A 17,695-nucleotide genomic window follows, 5' to 3' on the forward strand; every position below is an offset into this window, starting at 1 on the left:
GAGCAGGCTCGCTCCCACGGTGAAAATAGTTTTCAGCTGGGGGAGCGAGCCTGCTCGCGATAGCGGACTTACAGACACTCAACAATTTCATGCTAAAACGCGACACAAAAATGTCGTAGATCGGAATGTACGCCCTCAAACAGTGCGCTTTTCACCCAAATTCGTTAGGCTACGCGCCATTTTTGCGTCCGCCGCCCACAAGGCAGCTACCGCGTAAAGGGTCAGTCCCATACGGACCGGCAGCATTTCCCTCACCCATAAGGGAAACCCCTCTCTAAATTCCGATTCAGTAGTGTGGTATTTCCTTAATGAAAGTGTTGAAAGGCCAGGACATCCTGGCGCTTGGTTTTATGACGTTTGCCCTGTTCGTCGGGGCCGGCAACATCATCTTCCCGCCTATCGTCGGTTTGCAGTCCGGGCCTAACGTCTGGATGGCGGCGCTGGGCTTTCTGGTCACGGCAGTCGGCCTGCCGGTGGTCACCGTGGTCGCGTTGGCCAAGGTCGGTGGCGCCATGGACGCCTTGAGCAGCCCGATCGGCAAAGTCGCCGGTGGTCTGCTGGCTGCTGCCTGCTACCTGGCCGTTGGTCCGCTGTTCGCCACGCCGCGCACCGCTACCGTGTCTTTCGAAGTGGGTCTGGCCCCGCTGACTGGCGAAAGCCCGCTGGCGCTGTTTCTGTACAGCTCGGTGTACTTCCTGCTGGTGTTCTTCATCTCGCTCTACCCGGGCCGCCTGCTGGACACCGTGGGGCGTTTCCTCGCGCCACTGAAGATCATTGCCCTGGCGGTATTGGGCATCGCGGCATTCGCCTTGCCGGCGGGTGACATCGGTCAGGCCACCCCTGAATATGTCGCCGCACCATTCTCACAGGGTTTCATCAATGGCTACCTGACCATGGATACCCTCGGCGCTCTGGTGTTCGGCATCGTGATCGTCAATGCCATCCGTTCCCGCGGTGTTGAGTCGCCAGCGCTGATCACCCGTTACGCGATCATTGCCGGTCTGATTGCAGGCGTCGGTCTTGCGCTGGTCTATGTCAGCCTGTTCCGCCTCGGCTCCGGCAGCCATGAAGTAGCCGCTGGTGCCACCAACGGCGCGGCGGTATTGCATGCTTATGTGCAGCACACCTTCGGATCGCTCGGCAGCGGTTTCCTGGCAGTGCTGATCTCTCTGGCGTGCCTGGTAACGGCGGTTGGCCTGACCTGTGCCTGCGCTGAATATTTCAGCCGAGTGCTGCCGTTGTCCTACAAGACCCTGGTTATCATCCTCGCCGCGTTCTCGCTGCTGGTGTCCAACCTGGGCCTGACCAAGCTGATCGCGTTCTCGATCCCGGTGCTGACCGCGATCTACCCGCCGTGCATCGCCTTGGTCGCCCTGAGCTTCTGCAAAGACTTCTGGCATGAGCAAGGCCGGATCGTCGGTCCGGTGATGCTGGTGTCGTTCCTGTTCGGCCTGATCGACGCGCTCAAGGGCGCGGGCCTGGCGGACTGGATGCCGGCACAACTGGCTCACCTGCCGCTGAGCGAGCAGGGCCTGGCGTGGCTGGTGCCGTCGGTGATGACCCTGGTGGTCGCCGTGGTCTGCGACCGCCTGCTGGGCAAGCGCGCCGAAGCGCTGGCTTAAGCTTCATCGGCCCGTCACGAGCGGGCCGATCAGGCAAAAAGGAAATGCCCCGTATCAATCGATACGGGGCATTTTTTTGCTTCACGCAAATCTATTGTGGGAGCGGGCTTGCTCGCGAAGAGGGCATAACATTCAATGGCGATGTCGACTGACACACCGCTTTCTCGAGCAAGTCGAATTGTCGAACCACCGCTCCCACATGGGTACGGTTTTCCACCTGCACATCACAAGGACCTGCATGTCGTTCATCCAAGCCAACCTGATCCACCTCCTTGCCGCGCTCTGGTTCGTCATCTGTTGGGGTGGTTACACCCGCTATGCGACCTGGAAAGGCCGTGACACCGCCTGCCTGGCCAGCGTGCTGCATCTTTATCGCGAAGACTGGATGCGCCGCATGCTGCTGCGTGACAACCGTATCGCCGATGCCAGCGTGATCGGCAATCTTGAGCGCAACGCCTCTTTCTTCGCCTCCAGCACCCTGATTATCCTGGCCGGCATCCTGACGGTGCTTGGCTCGTCCGAGCGTGCAGTGTCGTTGCTGGCGGATATTCCGATGGTCCAGCAGGCCTCTCAGGGCATGTCGGAAATCAAGTTGCTGTGCCTGGCGCTGGTGTTCGTCTACGCCTTCTTCACCTTCAGCTGGTGCATGCGCCAGTACAACTTTGCTGCGATCCTGGTGGGCTCGGCGCCGATGGCCGGCGAACGCCATGTCTCGGAACTGGAGCGCAAGGCCTTTGCCAACCGCGCTGCGCGGGTCATCTCCATGGCGGCCAACCAATTCAACTTCGGCCTGCGTTCCTATTACTTCGGCATGAGCATGCTGGCCTGGTTTGTCAGCCCCTGGTTGTTCATGTTGATGAGCGCCGGTGTGGTGATCGTGTTGTATCGCCGCGAGTTTCATTCCGACGTACTCGACGTGATGGTCTATACCCCTACAGAGGCGCCGTTGCCCGAGGTCAATAAAGAGGCCGCTTGATGAGTATTCCGTTCTGGTGTGTGTTTATCAGTGCCTTGTTGATTTACGTGGCGCGCATGCCCGTAACCAAGGCCATGAAAGAGCAGGGTGGTTACGACAATCACCTGCCGCGTCAACAGCAGGGGCAACTAACCGGGTTTGGCGCCCGGGCAGTGGCGGCACACCAGAACAGTATCGAAGCGTTCATCCTGTTTTCGGTGGGCGTCCTGATGGCGCATACCACTCAGACGGCGGGCTGGCTCATTGATCTGATCGCCATCGTCTTTGTCATCGCCCGAGTTATCTACTTGCTGTGTTACTGGAAAGATCTGGCGTGGCAGCGAAGCCTGGTGTGGCTGGTGGGATTAGTCTGTTCGCTATTGCTGATGATTAGTCCGACTTTTCGAACGATTTTGCTCTAAGGCTGGATCTCGTAAGAAATCGCAGGCAAAAGAAAACCCGCACTTGGCGGGTTTTCTTTTATCACGCTAAAAACCGAATTAGTTCTTAGGTGCTTCGGGCGCGGCTTCTTTTGCCGCTGCTTCGTTCGATTCAGCCTGAGCTTTGGCGGCTTCGGCGTTTTCTTTCGCCGCGTCGTTCACCTTATCCTGAGCTTCGTTCATTTTTTCCTGAGCTTGCTCGGCGTGTTGATTGGCATCTTGAGCTTTGTCCTCGGATTTTTTATCGCAGGCAGCGAGACCGAGGGAAGCGGTCAACATCAAGGCAATAGCTAAAGTCTTACGCATGGGGTGTTTCTCCTTGTGGAAAATAACTACTTGGCCTTTCGAGCACAGGCCCCGGGGTTAAGTTCCTCAAATGCTTCAGATATATAAGTTTGTTCTAATGCGGAACTTTTACGCGGATTGTTACTTCACTTTGTCAAGTATTCACATAGAGCATCTGCAGATGGCCGAAAACCCTATTTTTGAGCGCGCGATACGCTTCATGTCAGCCTTGCGTCATTGTCAGGTCCTCGGATTACGAGTTCACAACGCCAGTAATGAGGGGATGACAGTAGTTCTTCCTTATAGCCAGCAGATCGTTGGAAACCCGAGTACCGGGGTGATCCACGGCGGCGCCATTACCACACTGATGGACACCGCCTGCGGCATGTCCACCCTCTGTGTGTTGCCGGAGTTCGAGGTCTGTCCCACTCTCGACCTGCGCATCGACTACATGCATGCCGCCGAACCGCACAAGGATGTGTACGGTTTCGCCCAGTGCTACCGGGTCACCACCGACGTGATCTTTGCCCGCGGTTTTGCCTATCAGGACGATCCCGAACAGCCCATCGCCCATGTGGTGGGCACGTTCATGCGCATGGGCAAGGGCATCAAGGGCGCCAAGGGTTTTGGTGGTGCCATCGCCGGAGGTGCGAAATGACAGACGGTATCCAGGATCAATTGCAAAAAGCCCATGAGCAGGGCGACTACACAGGGCTCTTGCAGCTGATTCCCTACGCCACGCTGATTGGCCTCGAATGCTCGCGGGTGGGCGATGAGCTGCTGTTTCGCCTGCCGGCCAACAAGGACAACATCGGCAATCCGCTGTTGCCCGCGATCCATGGCGGCGTGATTGCCGGCTTCATGGAGCTGGCCGCGGCGCTGCATCTGTTGATTACCACCGGCTCGCCGGGGGTGCCGAAAATTATCGATTTCTCCCTCGATTACCTGCGTGCCGGACAGTTCCGCGATACCTGGGCAAGATGCCAGGTGTGCCGCCAGGGTCGTCGGGTGGGCAATGTGGCGATTACCGCCTGGCAAAGCACCGAAGGTGAACCCATTGCCACCGCACGAGCGCATTTCAAACTGGAGGAGCCCTTGAAATCCTGAATGCAGCCCCCAACTCACATGACAACCCGCCGCAGACCCTCTTGGTCGCGGCTCACGCCATCTGATTGGAGTTTGATGACCATGAGTGTGGAAACTCAAAAGGAAACCCTGGGCTTCCAGACCGAGGTAAAGCAGCTGCTGCACCTCATGATCCATTCGCTGTATTCCAACAAGGAAATTTTCCTTCGCGAATTGATCTCGAACGCCTCTGACGCTGTAGACAAATTGCGTTTCGAAGCCCTGTCCAAGCCTGAGTTGCTGGAAGGTGGCGCGGAACTGAAAATCCGTGTGAGCTTCGACAAGGACGCCAAGACCGTCACTCTCGAAGACAACGGCATCGGCATGAGCCGTGAAGATGTGATCACCCACTTGGGTACCATCGCCAAGTCCGGCACCGCCGACTTCATGAAAAACCTCTCGGGCGACCAGAAGAAGGATTCGCACCTGATCGGTCAGTTCGGCGTGGGCTTCTACTCCGCGTTCATCGTGGCCGACAAGGTCGACGTGTTCAGCCGTCGTGCCGGTAGCCCGGCTAGCGAAGGCGTGCACTGGTCGTCCAAGGGCGAGGGCGAGTTCGAAGTCGCCACTGTCGACAAAGACGACCGCGGCACCCGTATCGTTCTGCACCTGAAGTCCGGCGAAGACGAGTTCGCCGACGGCTGGCGCCTGCGCAACATCATCAAGAAGTACTCCGACCACATCGCCTTGCCGATCGAGTTGCCCAAAGAAGCTGCAGCCGCCGAAGGCGAAGAGAAGCCGGCCGTTGAATGGGAAACCGTCAACCGCGCCAGCGCCCTGTGGACCCGTCCTCGCACCGACGTGAAGGACGAGGAATACCAGGAGTTCTACAAGCACATCGCTCACGACTTCGAAAACCCGCTGAGCTGGAGCCACAACAAGGTCGAAGGCAAGCTCGAATACAGCTCGCTGCTGTACGTGCCGGCCCGTGCTCCGTTCGATCTGTACCAGCGTGAAGCGCCGAAAGGCCTGAAGCTGTACGTGCAGCGCGTGTTCGTCATGGATCAGGCCGAGTCGTTCCTGCCGCTGTACCTGCGTTTCATCAAGGGCGTGGTCGACTCCAACGACCTGTCGCTGAACGTATCGCGGGAAATCCTGCAGAAGGACCCGATCATCGACTCCATGAAGTCGGCACTGACCAAGCGCGTGCTGGACATGCTGGAGAAGCTGGCCAAGAACGAGCCTGAGCAGTACAAGGGCTTCTGGAAGAACTTCGGCCAGGTCATGAAAGAAGGCCCGGCGGAAGACTTCGCCAACAAGGAAAAAATCGCCGGTCTGCTGCGTTTCGCATCGACTATTGGTGATGACGGCGAACAAGTGGTCGGTCTGGCTGAATACCTGGCTCGCGCCAAGGAAGGCCAGGACAAGATCTACTACCTGACGGGCGAAACCTACGCGCAGGTCAAGAACAGTCCGCACCTGGAAGTCTTCCGCAAGAAAGGCATCGAAGTGCTGCTGCTGACCGACCGCATCGACGAGTGGCTGATGAGCTACCTCAGCGACTTCGACGGCAAGAACTTCGTCGACGTGGCACGCGGTGACCTGGACCTGGGTAACCTGGACTCGGAAGAGGACAAGAAGGCTGCTGAAGAAGTCGCCAAGTCCAAAGAAGGATTGGTTGAGCGTCTGAAAACCGCACTGGGCGAATCCGTTGCCGAAGTACGGGTTTCCCATCGCCTGACCGATTCGCCGGCGATCCTGGCCATCGGCGAGCAGGACCTGGGTCTGCAAATGCGTCAGATCCTCGAAGCGAGCGGGCAGAAGGTGCCGGATTCGAAGCCGATCTTCGAATTCAACCCGAGCCACCCGCTGATCGAGAAGCTCGACGCGGAGCAGAGCGACGAGCGCTTCGGCGACCTGTCGCACATTCTGTTCGATCAGGCGGCCCTGGCGGCTGGCGACAGTCTGAAGGACCCGGCAGCCTATGTGCGCCGGCTGAACAAGCTGTTGGTTGAACTGTCGGTTTAACTGCGTTCTGAAAAAACCCGCTTCGGCGGGTTTTTTCATTCTGGTGTTTAACAATCAGGAGTCAGAAATGAGCCAAATCACTGTACGTTCCGTTGCCTACCAGATTGACGGCCAGCCATACGAAAGCCGCGTGGCGTTCGATGCCGACCATAAGGGCGCGCGCCCCGGCCTGTTGATGGCGCCGAACTGGATGGGCGTCGGCGCGGGTGCCGAGGAGATCGCCAAGTCCGTCGCGGCCAAGGGCTACGTGGTATTGATCGCCGATATCTATGGTCAATCGGTTCGTCCGCAGAACAACGACGAGGCGGGCGCCGCGATGATGCCCCTGAAGAATGACCGTGCATTGCTGCGCAAGCGCATGCAGGCGGCGTTCGAGCAGTTGCAGAAGCAGGGTGAGGCCGCGGTCGATACTTCGAAGCTGGCGACCTTCGGGTTCTGCTTCGGTGGTTGCTGCGCGTTGGAATTCGCGCGTACCGGTGCGCCGGTGAAGGCGGCGGTTTCGTTCCACGGCACGCTGGATACGCCGAATCCGGCGGATGCGAAGAACATCAAGGGCAAGGTGCTGGTGCTGCACGGCGCGTCCGATCCATTGGTGCCGAAGGAGCAGTTGCCGGCGTTCGAGGATGAAATGAATGCCGCTGGTGTGGATTGGCAGCTGCTCAGCTACGGCGGCGCGTTCCACTCGTTCACTGACCCGCACGCCAAGGTGCCGGGCATGATGATGTATGACGCCAAGATTGCTGCGCGGGCGTTTACCTCGATGCACAATTTGCTGGATGAAGTGTTCAAGGGCTGATTGGCTTTGCCCCTGTGGGAGCGAGCCTGCTCGCGATGGTCGTCAACGATGACGCAGGCTGTCTGGATGCCTGCGGTGTCTGGGCTGCCATCGCGAGCAGGCTCGCTCCCACAAGGGTGATGCGATTCAGGGCAATTCGATCCTCTCGGATTCCCCAGGCACCTTCGGCCAATCCCCGGCCGCCCAGCGCTTGCGCGCTTCGTCGATCATGGCCGGATCGCTCGAGACAAAATTCCAGTTGATCCGCCGCGGACCATCCAGCGGCGCCCCGCCAAACAGCACCGCATGACTGTCGCTATCGGCGAACAATGTCATCTCTTCTCCCGGTGGCAGGACCACCAGATCATGGGGTTCCACCGGCTCGCCATTGAGCTGTACCTCGCCACTCAACACGTACAGCGCACGCTCTTCATGCTCGGTGGGGATCAGCAGGGTGGTCGCCGTTTGCAGGTGCAGTTCGGCGTACAGCGTGGGGGACAGCACCGGCACCGGCGATTCCAGGCAGAAACCTGATCCGGCAATCATTCGAATCTGTACTCCAAGATTCTCGCTGACCGGCAGTGTGGCAGCAGGATGATGGCTGTAGTGTCCGGGACCCTGTTCGTGTTCCTGGGGGGAGGCCAGCCAGATCTGCAGGCCGTGCATCGTGAAATCCTGGCCCTTGAGGGCTTCGGGGGTGCGCTCGACGTGGGCAATGGCGGTGCCGGCGGTCATCCAGCTGACGTCACCGGGTTTGACCACTTGGTCCGAGCCCAGGCTGTCCTTGTGCTGAAGCTGGCCTTCGAAGAGATAGGTGAGGGTGGACAGACCGATATGCGGATGCTGGCGGATGTTCATGCCATCGCCTGCGGCATAGCGCGTCTCGAGCATGTGGTCGAAAAACACGAAGGGCCCGACGTTGCGGCATTTGGCCGAGGGCAGCGGGCGGAGAATCGGCTGACCCTCGACGTCTTCTGCGCGGGGGCGGATCACGAGCGGAGTGTTCATGGTGCGTTCCAGGCTGAGCGGGTTATGCCCTCGAGCATAACCCGCTTGCGCAACCGATGCTGCTATTGGCTGAACGCGCCTTCGGAAAGATGGGTTTCGATGCTGACTTCGCTGGTGGTCATCAGCTTGTGGATCGGGCAGCGGTCGGCCACGCGGTGCAATTCATCGCGCTGTGCATCGGTCAGGACGCCCTTGAGGGTCAGTTTGACGTGCAGGGCGTATTTGCCTTTTTGCTCTTCGCTGTTGTCGCGTTTTACTTCTACGCCGACGCCGGTCAGGGGGATGGCCTTTTTCTTCGCGTACATCTTCAGGGTTAACGCCTTGCAGGCGCCCAGTGCGGCATCGAAGTAGTCGTGCGGCTCCGGCGCCGAACCTTCGCCGCCTGCGGTGACGGGGGCGTCGGCGAACAGTTCGTGGTCATCGATTTGTACGGTGTGACGCAGGCCTTCGGCGGAGATGGTGTTGACGGTGACTGTCATGGGGAACCTCGTTGGCATCGGGATTGGTCATTCGATCAAAAACGGCTTTGAAGGTATAGAGCGGGTGTGCTGTCTGTTGTTCCAATTTTCCTTGGGGTCTGTGTGCTTATCCGTTGCTTCGGTAACGGCGGCTTATGGTTCCGCTCTTACAGCGGGTCACTTTCGAAGAGCGCGAAAGTAACCAAAGCGCTGGTGCCCCTGACGTTCGGTGCCTCGCTGTGGCTCGGCATGCCCTCCTTCCGGTCCTGCTCCGTGGGCCCGCCGCCATCGGCCATCCATGGCCGGGGGCGGCTAACTCGGCATCCATGCCGGGTTGCCCACTGCGCAGAACCTCCACTCGGCCTCACCAGGGGGCGAATATCGCGCGCACCTGTAGGAGCGAGCATGCTCGCGATGGTGGTAAACGATGACGCTGGCTGCCTGATACCCCGCGTTGACCCGTCGTTCATCGCGAGCAAGCTCGGCTCCTACAGTGGTTGCGTCGATCACAAAAAAACTGTGGGAGCGAGCCTGCTCGCGATGGTCGTCAACGATGACGCTGGCTGCCTGATGCCCCGCGGTGTTCTGTCGTGCATCGCGAGCGTGCTCGCTCCTACAGGATTTGTGTCGTTCACCATTTTTGTGGTCGACACATAACACCTGTGGGAGCGGCGGTGCGACGATTCGACTTGCTCGCGAAGAGGCCGTGTCAGGCGACATCACCTTTGAATGACACACCGCATTCGCGAGCAAGCCCGCTCCCACAATGACGGCCTGCTTTCTCTTCTGTAGGAGCTGTCGAGTGCAACGAGGCTGCGATCTTTGCTCGAAAAAAAGCCCCGCGATTGCGGGGCTTTTCATTGGGCTTGGGCTCAGCTGCCTTTGACAGGCTTGCCGTTGACCGTGCCGTCCAGGAGCATGATGTTGTACTCCTTGCCGTCGGTCTCGACCTGTTGCAGGCGGACCAGCAGGTAGTCCCAGTCCTTGGCGAACCACAGTACGGTGGTGCGCTTGCTTTGTGTCGGGTCGCGGACGCGTTCGACTTTGACTGCGTCGATCTGGCCGGCCTTGGTGTCGACTTTTTCCGAACCCAGCACGCGGAAGTCGTAGGTGTCGACTTCGCCATCATCGACTACCTGATAGCTCATGCTTTTCTTGCCGGCGGCCACGTCGTGCTGCAGTGCCAGTTGATAGGTGGATTTGTCGACCATGCCGCGGTTGAGCGGAATGTTGACGGCGTCGCCGCGGTCGGTGCCGGTGACTTTCTTGGCCGCCCAGTCGAAGTCCAGGTCGGCTTTCTTGGCTTTGCCCAGGCCGCCACGTTCGAAGTGGTAGGACTGCGGCAGCAGGGTGTCCTTGTCGACGGTCAGGGTGCTTTCTTCGGACAGGCTGGCGATCATCATCGAAGCCTTGAAGCTGAGCTTCCAGACGCCGTTGGCTTCCTTGGTCAGGCTGCGCTCGGCGGTGCCGCTCATGGGCAACTGCTTCCAGTCGGCGGTGTAGCTGGCGGAGAAGGGTTGAAGGTCTGCCGCCTGTGCGAAGGGCAGGGCGAGCAGCGCGCAAGCGAAGAGCAGGGCACGACGCATAAAGTCTCCTAGATTCGTATCAAGTGGCCGCTGGCCGCGAGTAACTGTCCATCCAGTAAAGCACCTTGATCGTTGAGCGATAACCGGCCTTCGGCAAACCAGCGGACGGCCATCGGGTAGATCAGGTGTTCCTGAACATGGACTCGCTGCGCCAGGCTTTGCGGCGAGTCGTGCAACTCTACCGGTATTACTGCCTGTACGACCAGTGGTCCGCCATCGAGTTCCTCGGTGACGAAGTGCACGGAGCAGCCGTGTTCCGCGTCGCCGGCCTCCAGCGCCCGCTGATGAGTGTGTAACCCTTTGTATTTGGGCAGCAGCGAGGGATGGATATTGAGCAGGCGACCCTGATAGTGGCGTACGAAATCCGCGCTGAGAATGCGCATGAAGCCGGCCAGTACCACGAGTTTGGGATTGAACGCGTCGATCAGTTCGATCAGCGCGGCATCGAAGGCCTCGCGGCCATCGAATGCCTTGTGATCCAGGGTGCGGGTGTCGATACCCGCGTCCCTGGCGCGTTGCAGGCCGTAGGCGTCGGTGCGGTTGGAGATCACCGCAGCGATGCGGACCGGGCTGTCGCCGGTCCGCGTGCTGTCGATCAGGGCCTGCAAGTTACTGCCGGTGCCGGACAACAGCACCACGACATCACAGGTGGCAGGCATCAGTGAGCCTTGAGGTTCTTCAGTTCGACCTGGGCCGCGCCTTCGGCAGCGATTGCGATCTGGCCGATGACCCATGGCTGCTCGCCAGCGTCGCGCAGCACTTTCAGGGAAGCTTCAACGTGCTCTTGAGCGACGCAGATGACCATGCCCACGCCGCAGTTCAGTACGCGGTGCATTTCGTTCTCTTCGACGTTGCCTTTCTCTTGCAGCCAGTCGAATACAGCAGGACGGTTCCAGCTCGCCACGTCGACCACAGCCTGGGCGCCTTTTGGCAGTACGCGCGGGATGTTGTCCAGCAGGCCGCCACCGGTGATGTGGGCCATGGCTTTGACAGCGCCGGTTTCCTTGATCAGCTTGAGCAGCGGCTTCACGTAGATGCGGGTCGGGGCCATCAGCAGGTCGGTCAGCGGCTTGCCGTCCAACTGGGTGTTCTCGATGTCGGCACCGGACACTTCGATGATCTTGCGGATCAGCGAGTAGCCGTTGGAGTGCGGGCCGGAAGACGGCAGGGCGAGCAGGGCATCGCCGGCAGCGACCTTGGAACCGTCGATGATTTCGGATTTTTCCACGACGCCGACGCAGAAGCCGGCCAGGTCGTAGTCTTCGCCTTCGTACATGCCTGGCATTTCAGCGGTTTCGCCGCCGACCAGGGAGCAGCCGGACAGCTCGCAGCCTGCGCCGATGCCGGTCACCACTTGAGCGGCGGTGTCGACGTTCAGTTTGCCGGTGGCGTAGTAGTCCAGGAAGAACAGTGGCTCGGCGCCGCAGACCACCAGGTCGTTCACGCACATGGCAACCAGGTCGATACCGATGCTGTCGTGCTTGTTCAGGTTCAGTGCCAGGCGCAGCTTGGTGCCGACGCCGTCGGTGCCGGAAACCAGCACAGGTTGCTTGTAGCCGGCCGGGATTTCGCAGAGGGCGCCGAAACCGCCCAGGCCGCCCATGACTTCCGGACGCGCAGTGCGCTTGGCGACGCTCTTGATGCGTTCGACCAATGCTTCACCGGCGTCGATGTCTACACCGGCGTCCTTGTAGCTCAGGGAGGGTTGCTTGCTCATGATCCAGGCCTTTAGGGGAATTTCTGAGTAACGACCGAGTTCAGCGGCGCCGCCGAAATCGAAGTGGGCGATTGCCTCACGCGAATTTCGAAAGTGCCCGGCTGTTGCCGGTCTGCGAAGGCGCGCGATTTTATCAGGCTTGAAGGTCAGCGGCCATCCTCACGCCGACGGCAGGGGCATATCGGCATAAAAAAACCGTCATTGGCGCGTGATGGTGGCATCCTTCAGGCCTGCGTAAAGTAATGCCGTTAAGCGTCTATCGTTATGACAGTGCGAAAACTTACCCGGGGCGTGTGAATGTTTTGCGCAGGGTGATGGTCACAGCCTTGCTTGAACGTTTTCATGCGGTCTGTTCCAGCCGCTCTTGTCGTCAGGAATCTTCCATGCGTTTTTGTAAATTCTTGTTTGTGGGCTGTCTGTCATTGATCAGCCTGGTCAGCCAGGCCGAAACCGTCAAAGGGCTTTATCAGGTGCGCGAACCGGTCAACGGCCAGTCGCCGGAGGAGCGCGACCAGGCCACTCAGCGCGCCCTCGATACGCTGGTGCTGCGTCTGACCGGTGACCCCAAGGCGGCGCAAAATCCCGGGCTGGCGGCGATCCGCAAGGACCCGCAGCAGATCATCAGCCAGTTCGGCTACGACGCAGGGCCGCCGGAAGTGTTGAAAGTCGATTTCGATCCTGGCACCACCGGGCAGGCGTTGCGCCGCGCGGGGCTGGCCATGTGGGGCGCCAATCGGCCGTCGATCCTGGGCTGGTGGTTGAATGATTCCACCGAGGGTTCAAGCCTGGTCGGCGACGGCCAGGCCAGTGCGACGCCGCTGCGTCGTGCGGCACAACACCGTGGTTTGCCGCTGCGTTTGCCATTGGCGGATCTGAACGAGCAGATCGTCGCCACGGCACCGAATCTGGAAAGCGCCGATCCTGCGCCGCTGCGCACCGCATCGGAACGCTACAATGCCGACGCCCTGCTGGCCGTGCATGCCCGCGAAGAAGGCGGAAAATGGCAGGCCAATTGGCGCATGTGGCTGGGTGACCAGAAGGAGGCGGGCACTGCCGAGGGCGCCGATCAGGCGGCACTGGCGGATGCGGTGATGCTGGCGGTCAACGAGCGACTGGCGCCGCGCTTCGTCGCCAAACCCGGGGCTTCGGCCGCGCAATTACTGGAAGTTCAAGGCATGAACCTGGAGCGTTATGCGGCGCTTGGGCGACTGCTGGAGCCCTTCAACGGGCGCCCGCAAAGTGTGAATGGCGACAAGATCCTGTATCGGGTCAACGGCAGTACCGAACAGCTGCGCGCGCAATTGTCGCTGGCGAAGTTGCAGGAGGTGTCGGCGCCTGCGCCGGCTCCCGTAGCGCCGGCTGCACCGGCGGCCGACGGCTCGGCTCCTACCGCAACGCCCGCACCTGCGCCCGCTGCCACGCCCGCGCTGTATTTTCGCTGGTAGTTTTTCTTTCTATATATAGAAGCAATGGAGTGGTTCATGGGTGATACGCGGCGTTGGTTCTGGTTGGGTGGGGTGATTCTGCTCTGCGGGTTCATCTGGTTGTTGCATCCGATCCTGTCGCCGTTTCTGGTGGCGCTGTTGTTGGCTTATCTGTTCGACCCGCTGGTGGACCGGCTGGAGAAGGCCGGGCTGTCTCGTACCTTGGGTGTCGTCGCGGTGTTCGCGCTGTTTACCCTTATCGTCACCGCGCTGCTATTGGTGCTGGTGCCGATGCTCGCCAAGCAGTTGTTTCGCTTGTATGAGCTGGCGCCGCAAATGCTCGATTGGTTGCAGCACACTGCACTGCCGTGGACGCAATCGAAGTTCGGCCTGTCTGAAGGGTTCTGGAAGTTCGACAAGCTCAAGGCTGCCATCAGCGAACACATGGGGCAGACCACCGATATCGTCAGCGTGGTGCTGACCCAGGCGACGGCCTCCGGCCTGGCGCTGATGGCCTGGCTGGCGAACCTGGTGCTGATCCCAGTGGTGAGTTTCTACTTGCTGCGCGATTGGGACGTGATGATGGCCAAGATTCGCAGCCTGCTGCCTCGTGATCGCGAGGAGCGTGTGGTGTCACTGGCCGGCGAATGCCATGAAGTGCTCGGAGCCTTCGTGCGTGGGCAGTTGCTGGTGATGGTGGCGTTGGGGGGGATTTATGCCGCAGGCCTGATGCTGGTGGGGCTGGAACTGGGCCTGTTGATCGGCCTGATCGCCGGGCTGGCGGCGATTGTTCCTTATATGGGCTTCGTCATCGGTATCGGCGCGGCCTTGATCGCGGGCCTGTTTCAGTTTGGTGGCGATCTGTATCCCATGGTCGGCATCGTTGCAGTGTTCATGGTTGGGCAGGCGCTGGAAGGCATGGTGCTGACGCCGTTGCTGGTGGGCGACCGCATCGGCTTGCACCCGGTGGCGGTGATCTTCGCGATCCTGGCCGGCGGCGAGCTGTTCGGTTTCACCGGCATCCTGCTGGCGCTGCCGGTGGCGGCGGTGATCATGGTGCTGGTGCGCCATGTTCACGATTTGTACAAGGATTCGGAGATCTACAGCGGTGTCGACGAGCCGGAGCTTTAGGCTTCTGCGTGCTCAACCCGGATTGAAGCCAGGTTGAGCACGCACCGCCAGAGAATCTGTCACAAAACCCGGCCGTCAACGCAAACCTTTGATTTTGCTTGTGGTGTGTCGCATTGTGCGGTCGGCTTCACGGGTATAAACTTCGCAAACTTTACACAGAGGTCACCAACGGTTCCTTGGGAACTGTTCAGTCAGCATGGAACCGATTCAGCTGCCCCTAGGTGTGCGTCTGCGTGACGACGCCACCTTCATCAACTACTACCCAGGCGCCAATGCCGCTGCACTCGGCTATGTCGAGCGACTGTGCGAAGCCGACGCCGGCTGGACCGAAAGCCTGATTTACCTGTGGGGCAAGCACGGCGTGGGGCGTACTCATCTGTTGCAGGCCGCTTGCCTGCGCTTTGAGCAGATGGGGGAGCCGGCGGTTTATCTGCCGCTGGCGGAGTTGATGGATCGCGGCGTCGAAATCCTCGACAACCTCGAGCAGTATGAACTGGTTTGCCTGGATGACCTGCAGGCGGTTGCCGGGAAGGCTGACTGGGAAGAAGCGCTGTTTCACCTGTTCAATCGTCTGCGCGACAGCGGTCGGCGTCTGCTGATCGCCGCGTCGACCTCTCCGCGTGAACTGCCGGTAAAACTTGCAGACCTCAAATCCCGCCTGACCCTGGCGCTTATCTTCCAGATGCGCCCGCTCTCCGATGAAGACAAATTGCGTGCCCTGCAATTGCGCGCATCCCGTCGCGGCCTGCACCTGACCGACGAAGTCGGGCACTTTATCCTGACCCGTGGCACCCGTAGCATGAGTGCGCTGTTCGAATTGCTCGAACGCCTCGATCAGGCCTCCCTTCAAGCCCAGCGCAAGCTGACCATTCCGTTCCTTAAAGAAACTCTGGGCTGGTAGCCAAGCCAGTAAAATCGCGGGCTGCAGCGCTGTCTGGCATATTTCAGGCGCCAGAAAATGCGCTTTCCTGCACGGTGCAGGCTACGCAAACGATCAAACTGGGCTTAAGCGCTTAGATGTAGCGGCGAAACAGGAAAGTCACAAAAAGTTCGATTGAATTTGCAAATGGGTTTGATAGCGGGCATAGTCTCGGCTTCTTTACAACTATCAGCCACGGTCGTGCCCATGCTAAAGCGCTTCGCACCCCTCGTGCCCCTCGCACTCGTCACCCTGCTTTTCGGTTGCGCTGCCCACACCCCGGTGTCGCAGCAACAGCAACAACAGCAGGTTCAAACCCCAGTCGCCGTCCAGTCCTCCATTCGTTATCAGGACTCTCTTTACCAGGACGAAGTTGCGACCGAAAAAGAACTGGCCGCTTTTGCCGATGGCAAGTCTTATCAGCTGCCGGCCCTGGCCGACAGCATCCTCGAACGCGGCATGTCCCTGATCGGTACCCGTTACCGTTTCGGCGGTACCTCTGAAGCCGGTTTCGATTGCAGCGGTTTCATCGGTTACCTGTTCCGTGAAGAAGCGGGCATGAACCTGCCACGCTCGACCCGCGAAATGATCAACGTGGACGCACCGCTGGTTTCGCGCAACAAGCTCAAGCCGGGCGATCTGCTGTTCTTCGCGACCTCTGGCCGTCGTAATCGCGTCAGCCACGCCGGTATCTACCTGGGCGACAACCAGTTCATCCATTCCAGCAGCCGCCGCAGCGGTGGTGTGCGGATCGATAGCCTGGGCGACAGCTACTGGAGCAAGACCTTCATCGAAGCCAAGCGCGCACTCGCGATGGCGCCTGCTGCAACGCCGGAAATCGTCACCGCGCGCAAGTAAGCAGACAATCTGTAAGGCGAACTTAAAGTCTTACTTGAAGTTTGGCGCATAAGCGCTAGAATTCTGATCATGAATGATGGCAAACCGCCTGCGTGACGCGCAGGCGGTTTTCTTTTCTGCGTCGTTGCAGAAAAAAGCCGCAGCCAGATCAGGATGCTCTGCTTATGTCGACGTCGGCCCGCCTCACAATCATCTTCCTCGCCGCGCTGCTCAGCGCGTGTGCCAGTCGTACGCCGCCACCTGCGCCGGTGGTGCGTCCTCCCATCGTTTTTGGTCCCTCTCAGTCGTTTTCCCCTGAAGCGGAAGACGTGCTGTTCCGAGCGCTGGGCCTGGTGGGCACGCCTTATCGTTGGGGCGGCAATACGCCGGATTCCGGGTTCGATTGCAGCGGGCTGATCGGCTATGTCTACCGTGATGTCACCGGCATTGCCCTGCCGCGCACCACCCGGGAGATGATCGTCATGCAGGCCGCCGATGTCGGAAAGGAAGGGCTGCAAACCGGTGACCTGGTGTTCTTCGCCACCAATGGCGGCTCGCAGGTAAGCCACGCCGGCATTTATGTGGGCGAAGGGCGTTTCGTCCACGCGCCTGCCACCGGTGGCACTGTGAAGCTCGACAGCTTGTCCAAGGCTTATTGGCAGAAAGCCTACCTGAGCGCCAAGCGTGTCCTGCAACCGGAGCATCTGGCGCGTAACCCCTGACATCCGGAGGGTGTGGTCATGACCGCTCGCACGCTCAACCTCGACGATTCGCTCTATCTGTACCTGCTCGACGTGTCCCTTCGCGAAACACCGCTGCTCAAGCGCCTGCGTGACGAAACCCAGGCCTTGCCCACGGCGCAATGGCAGGTGGCGCCGGAGCAGGGGCAGTTCCTTGCGTTGCTGGTGAAGCTCACCGGCGCCAGACGCCTGATTGAAATCGGCACCTTCACCGGTTACAGCGCGCTGTGCATGGCCGCGGCGATGCCGGACGACGGTTCATTGATCTGCTGTGATATCCCCGGTGACTACAACGCCACGGCCCGTCGGTACTGGCAGGAGGCGGGGCTGGCTGATCGCATTGATTTGCGTTTGGCGCCGGCGCTGGAGACTCTGGGAAAGCTGGATCAGGCGGGGGAGTTTGATTTGGTGTTCATCGATGCCGACAAGGCGAATTACCCGGCCTATCTGGAGCATGCGTTGCGGCTGTTGCGCATCGGTGGATTGGCGGTGTTCGACAATACGCTATGGAGTGGGCGGGTGCTGGAGGAGAATCCGGAGAGTGCTGATACCCGTGCGATTCAGGCGCTCAATCGGGCGTTGAAGGAGGATGGGCGGGTGGATCTGTCGTTGTTGCCGTTGGGGGATGGACTCACTCTCTGCCGTAAACGCTGATCCCTTGTGGGAGCGGGCTTGCTCGCGAATGCGGAGTGTCAGTCGCCATCT

Annotated in this window: 20 protein-coding genes; 14 read left to right on the top strand and 6 right to left on the bottom strand. The window is 59.9% G+C overall.

Translation table 11 applies throughout. The annotated features are described in order from the left end of the window. Positions 1-308: 308 nt before the first annotated feature. From brnQ to ACW9JE_RS20025, 3 genes are all read left to right on the top strand, one after another. The gene (brnQ, locus tag ACW9JE_RS20015; protein ID WP_224541575.1) at positions 309-1,622 is read left to right on the top strand and encodes a branched-chain amino acid transport system II carrier protein; all 1,314 of its coding nucleotides are present in this window, start codon (positions 309-311) and stop codon (positions 1,620-1,622) included. Positions 1,623-1,860: 238 nt separating this feature from the next. Beyond that, complete coding sequence (locus ACW9JE_RS20020) at positions 1,861-2,598, top strand: DUF599 domain-containing protein (protein WP_224541573.1); 738 nt, start codon at positions 1,861-1,863, stop codon at positions 2,596-2,598. Next, positions 2,598-2,999, top strand: a complete 402-nt coding sequence (locus tag ACW9JE_RS20025) for an MAPEG family protein (RefSeq protein WP_224541571.1) — start codon at positions 2,598-2,600, stop codon at positions 2,997-2,999. The genes ACW9JE_RS20020 and ACW9JE_RS20025 overlap by 1 nt, the downstream gene beginning before the upstream one ends. 78 nt (positions 3,000-3,077) lie before the next feature. Here the strand turns inward: ACW9JE_RS20025 and ACW9JE_RS20030 are convergent, their stop codons facing one another. After that, positions 3,078-3,323: a hypothetical protein gene (locus ACW9JE_RS20030; protein ID WP_175379138.1), complete on the bottom strand. Its 246-nt coding sequence runs from the start codon at positions 3,321-3,323 to the stop codon at positions 3,078-3,080. 160 nt (positions 3,324-3,483) lie between these two features. On the opposite strand from ACW9JE_RS20030, the gene ACW9JE_RS20035 reads away from it, so the two are divergent. From ACW9JE_RS20035 to ACW9JE_RS20050, 4 genes are all read left to right on the top strand, one after another. Next, on the top strand, positions 3,484-3,960 hold the full coding sequence (locus ACW9JE_RS20035; RefSeq protein ID WP_457433713.1) for a PaaI family thioesterase: 477 nt from the start codon (positions 3,484-3,486) through the stop codon (positions 3,958-3,960). Continuing rightward, positions 3,957-4,409 carry a PaaI family thioesterase gene (locus ACW9JE_RS20040; protein ID WP_457433714.1) on the top strand — a complete coding sequence of 151 codons (453 nt, stop codon included), beginning with the start codon at positions 3,957-3,959 and terminating at the stop codon, positions 4,407-4,409. Before ACW9JE_RS20035 ends, ACW9JE_RS20040 begins: the two co-directional genes overlap by 4 nt. An 81-nt stretch (positions 4,410-4,490) precedes the next feature. Then, positions 4,491-6,395 carry a molecular chaperone HtpG gene (gene htpG, locus ACW9JE_RS20045; protein WP_457433715.1) on the top strand — a complete coding sequence of 635 codons (1,905 nt, stop codon included), beginning with the start codon at positions 4,491-4,493 and terminating at the stop codon, positions 6,393-6,395. A 67-nt stretch (positions 6,396-6,462) separates the two neighbouring features. Next, complete coding sequence (locus ACW9JE_RS20050; RefSeq protein WP_175379142.1) at positions 6,463-7,191, top strand: dienelactone hydrolase family protein; 729 nt, start codon at positions 6,463-6,465, stop codon at positions 7,189-7,191. Positions 7,192-7,317: 126 nt separating this feature from the next. On the opposite strand, the gene ACW9JE_RS20055 is transcribed toward ACW9JE_RS20050, so the two are convergent. Together ACW9JE_RS20055 and ACW9JE_RS20060 are read right to left on the bottom strand one after the other, a co-directional pair. After that, positions 7,318-8,178 carry a pirin family protein gene (locus tag ACW9JE_RS20055; protein WP_457433716.1) on the bottom strand — a complete coding sequence of 287 codons (861 nt, stop codon included), beginning with the start codon at positions 8,176-8,178 and terminating at the stop codon, positions 7,318-7,320. 62 nt (positions 8,179-8,240) lie between these two features. After that, the gene (locus ACW9JE_RS20060) at positions 8,241-8,657 is read right to left on the bottom strand and encodes an OsmC family protein (RefSeq protein ID WP_457433717.1); all 417 of its coding nucleotides are present in this window, start codon (positions 8,655-8,657) and stop codon (positions 8,241-8,243) included. Positions 8,658-9,041: 384 nt separating this feature from the next. Between ACW9JE_RS20060 and ACW9JE_RS20065 the strand changes: the two genes are divergently transcribed. Further along, a complete protein-coding gene (locus tag ACW9JE_RS20065) occupies positions 9,042-9,293 on the top strand; it encodes a hypothetical protein (protein WP_224541595.1) in 252 nt (83 codons plus the stop codon). Between the two features lie 215 nt (positions 9,294-9,508). Here ACW9JE_RS20065 and ACW9JE_RS20070 read toward each other — a convergent pair whose 3' ends face one another. From ACW9JE_RS20070 to purM, 3 genes are read right to left on the bottom strand one after another with little or no spacing between them, the layout of a single operon-like run. Beyond that, complete coding sequence (locus ACW9JE_RS20070) at positions 9,509-10,222, bottom strand: DUF3108 domain-containing protein (protein WP_224541592.1); 714 nt, start codon at positions 10,220-10,222, stop codon at positions 9,509-9,511. 8 nt (positions 10,223-10,230) lie between these two features. Then, positions 10,231-10,881 (bottom strand): phosphoribosylglycinamide formyltransferase, encoded by a 651-nt coding sequence (gene purN / locus ACW9JE_RS20075; RefSeq protein WP_457433719.1) that lies wholly within the window; start codon positions 10,879-10,881, stop codon positions 10,231-10,233. Then, complete coding sequence (purM, locus tag ACW9JE_RS20080; protein ID WP_224541589.1) at positions 10,881-11,939, bottom strand: phosphoribosylformylglycinamidine cyclo-ligase; 1,059 nt, start codon at positions 11,937-11,939, stop codon at positions 10,881-10,883. The genes purN and purM overlap by 1 nt, the downstream gene beginning before the upstream one ends. Positions 11,940-12,322: 383 nt before the next feature. Here purM and ACW9JE_RS20085 point away from each other — a divergent pair, with 383 nt between their 5' ends. The 6 genes from ACW9JE_RS20085 to ACW9JE_RS20110 all read left to right on the top strand — a co-directional run bounded on the left by ACW9JE_RS20085 (position 12,323) and on the right by ACW9JE_RS20110 (position 17,644). Continuing rightward, complete coding sequence (locus tag ACW9JE_RS20085; RefSeq protein WP_457433720.1) at positions 12,323-13,384, top strand: DUF2066 domain-containing protein; 1,062 nt, start codon at positions 12,323-12,325, stop codon at positions 13,382-13,384. A gap of 36 nt (positions 13,385-13,420) precedes the next feature. Beyond that, a complete protein-coding gene (locus tag ACW9JE_RS20090) occupies positions 13,421-14,494 on the top strand; it encodes an AI-2E family transporter (RefSeq protein WP_224541584.1) in 1,074 nt (357 codons plus the stop codon). A gap of 196 nt (positions 14,495-14,690) precedes the next feature. Next, positions 14,691-15,395, top strand: a complete 705-nt coding sequence (hda, locus tag ACW9JE_RS20095; protein ID WP_175379150.1) for a DnaA regulatory inactivator Hda — start codon at positions 14,691-14,693, stop codon at positions 15,393-15,395. Between the two features lie 225 nt (positions 15,396-15,620). Then, positions 15,621-16,271 (top strand): C40 family peptidase, encoded by a 651-nt coding sequence (locus ACW9JE_RS20100; protein WP_224541582.1) that lies wholly within the window; start codon positions 15,621-15,623, stop codon positions 16,269-16,271. Positions 16,272-16,435: 164 nt separating this feature from the next. Further along, entirely contained in the window at positions 16,436-16,972 is a 537-nt protein-coding gene (locus tag ACW9JE_RS20105) for a C40 family peptidase (protein WP_457433721.1), read from the top strand. 18 nt (positions 16,973-16,990) lie between these two features. After that, positions 16,991-17,644, top strand: a complete 654-nt coding sequence (locus tag ACW9JE_RS20110; protein WP_457433722.1) for an O-methyltransferase — start codon at positions 16,991-16,993, stop codon at positions 17,642-17,644. Positions 17,645-17,695 lie beyond the last annotated feature (51 nt).

Source organism: Pseudomonas sp. SDO55104_S430 (assembly GCF_054070595.1).

Coding starts and splice junctions, on each gene's coding strand:
- ACW9JE_RS20060 (WP_457433717.1), bottom strand. CDS start 8,657: ATGACAGTCACCGTCAACACCATCTCCGCCGAAGGCCTGCGTCACACC.
- ACW9JE_RS20085 (WP_457433720.1), top strand. CDS start 12,323: ATGCGTTTTTGTAAATTCTTGTTTGTGGGCTGTCTGTCATTGATCAGC.
- ACW9JE_RS20020 (WP_224541573.1), top strand. CDS start 1,861: ATGTCGTTCATCCAAGCCAACCTGATCCACCTCCTTGCCGCGCTCTGG.
- ACW9JE_RS20025 (WP_224541571.1), top strand. CDS start 2,598: ATGAGTATTCCGTTCTGGTGTGTGTTTATCAGTGCCTTGTTGATTTAC.
- ACW9JE_RS20110 (WP_457433722.1), top strand. CDS start 16,991: ATGACCGCTCGCACGCTCAACCTCGACGATTCGCTCTATCTGTACCTG.
- ACW9JE_RS20050 (WP_175379142.1), top strand. CDS start 6,463: ATGAGCCAAATCACTGTACGTTCCGTTGCCTACCAGATTGACGGCCAG.
- ACW9JE_RS20070 (WP_224541592.1), bottom strand. CDS start 10,222: ATGCGTCGTGCCCTGCTCTTCGCTTGCGCGCTGCTCGCCCTGCCCTTC.
- ACW9JE_RS20100 (WP_224541582.1), top strand. CDS start 15,621: ATGCTAAAGCGCTTCGCACCCCTCGTGCCCCTCGCACTCGTCACCCTG.
- hda (WP_175379150.1), top strand. CDS start 14,691: ATGGAACCGATTCAGCTGCCCCTAGGTGTGCGTCTGCGTGACGACGCC.
- brnQ (WP_224541575.1), top strand. CDS start 309: ATGAAAGTGTTGAAAGGCCAGGACATCCTGGCGCTTGGTTTTATGACG.
- htpG (WP_457433715.1), top strand. CDS start 4,491: ATGAGTGTGGAAACTCAAAAGGAAACCCTGGGCTTCCAGACCGAGGTA.
- ACW9JE_RS20065 (WP_224541595.1), top strand. CDS start 9,042: ATGCTCGCGATGGTGGTAAACGATGACGCTGGCTGCCTGATACCCCGC.
- ACW9JE_RS20090 (WP_224541584.1), top strand. CDS start 13,421: ATGGGTGATACGCGGCGTTGGTTCTGGTTGGGTGGGGTGATTCTGCTC.
- ACW9JE_RS20040 (WP_457433714.1), top strand. CDS start 3,957: ATGACAGACGGTATCCAGGATCAATTGCAAAAAGCCCATGAGCAGGGC.
- ACW9JE_RS20055 (WP_457433716.1), bottom strand. CDS start 8,178: ATGAACACTCCGCTCGTGATCCGCCCCCGCGCAGAAGACGTCGAGGGT.
- ACW9JE_RS20030 (WP_175379138.1), bottom strand. CDS start 3,323: ATGCGTAAGACTTTAGCTATTGCCTTGATGTTGACCGCTTCCCTCGGT.
- ACW9JE_RS20105 (WP_457433721.1), top strand. CDS start 16,436: ATGTCGACGTCGGCCCGCCTCACAATCATCTTCCTCGCCGCGCTGCTC.
- purN (WP_457433719.1), bottom strand. CDS start 10,881: ATGCCTGCCACCTGTGATGTCGTGGTGCTGTTGTCCGGCACCGGCAGT.
- purM (WP_224541589.1), bottom strand. CDS start 11,939: ATGAGCAAGCAACCCTCCCTGAGCTACAAGGACGCCGGTGTAGACATC.
- ACW9JE_RS20035 (WP_457433713.1), top strand. CDS start 3,484: ATGGCCGAAAACCCTATTTTTGAGCGCGCGATACGCTTCATGTCAGCC.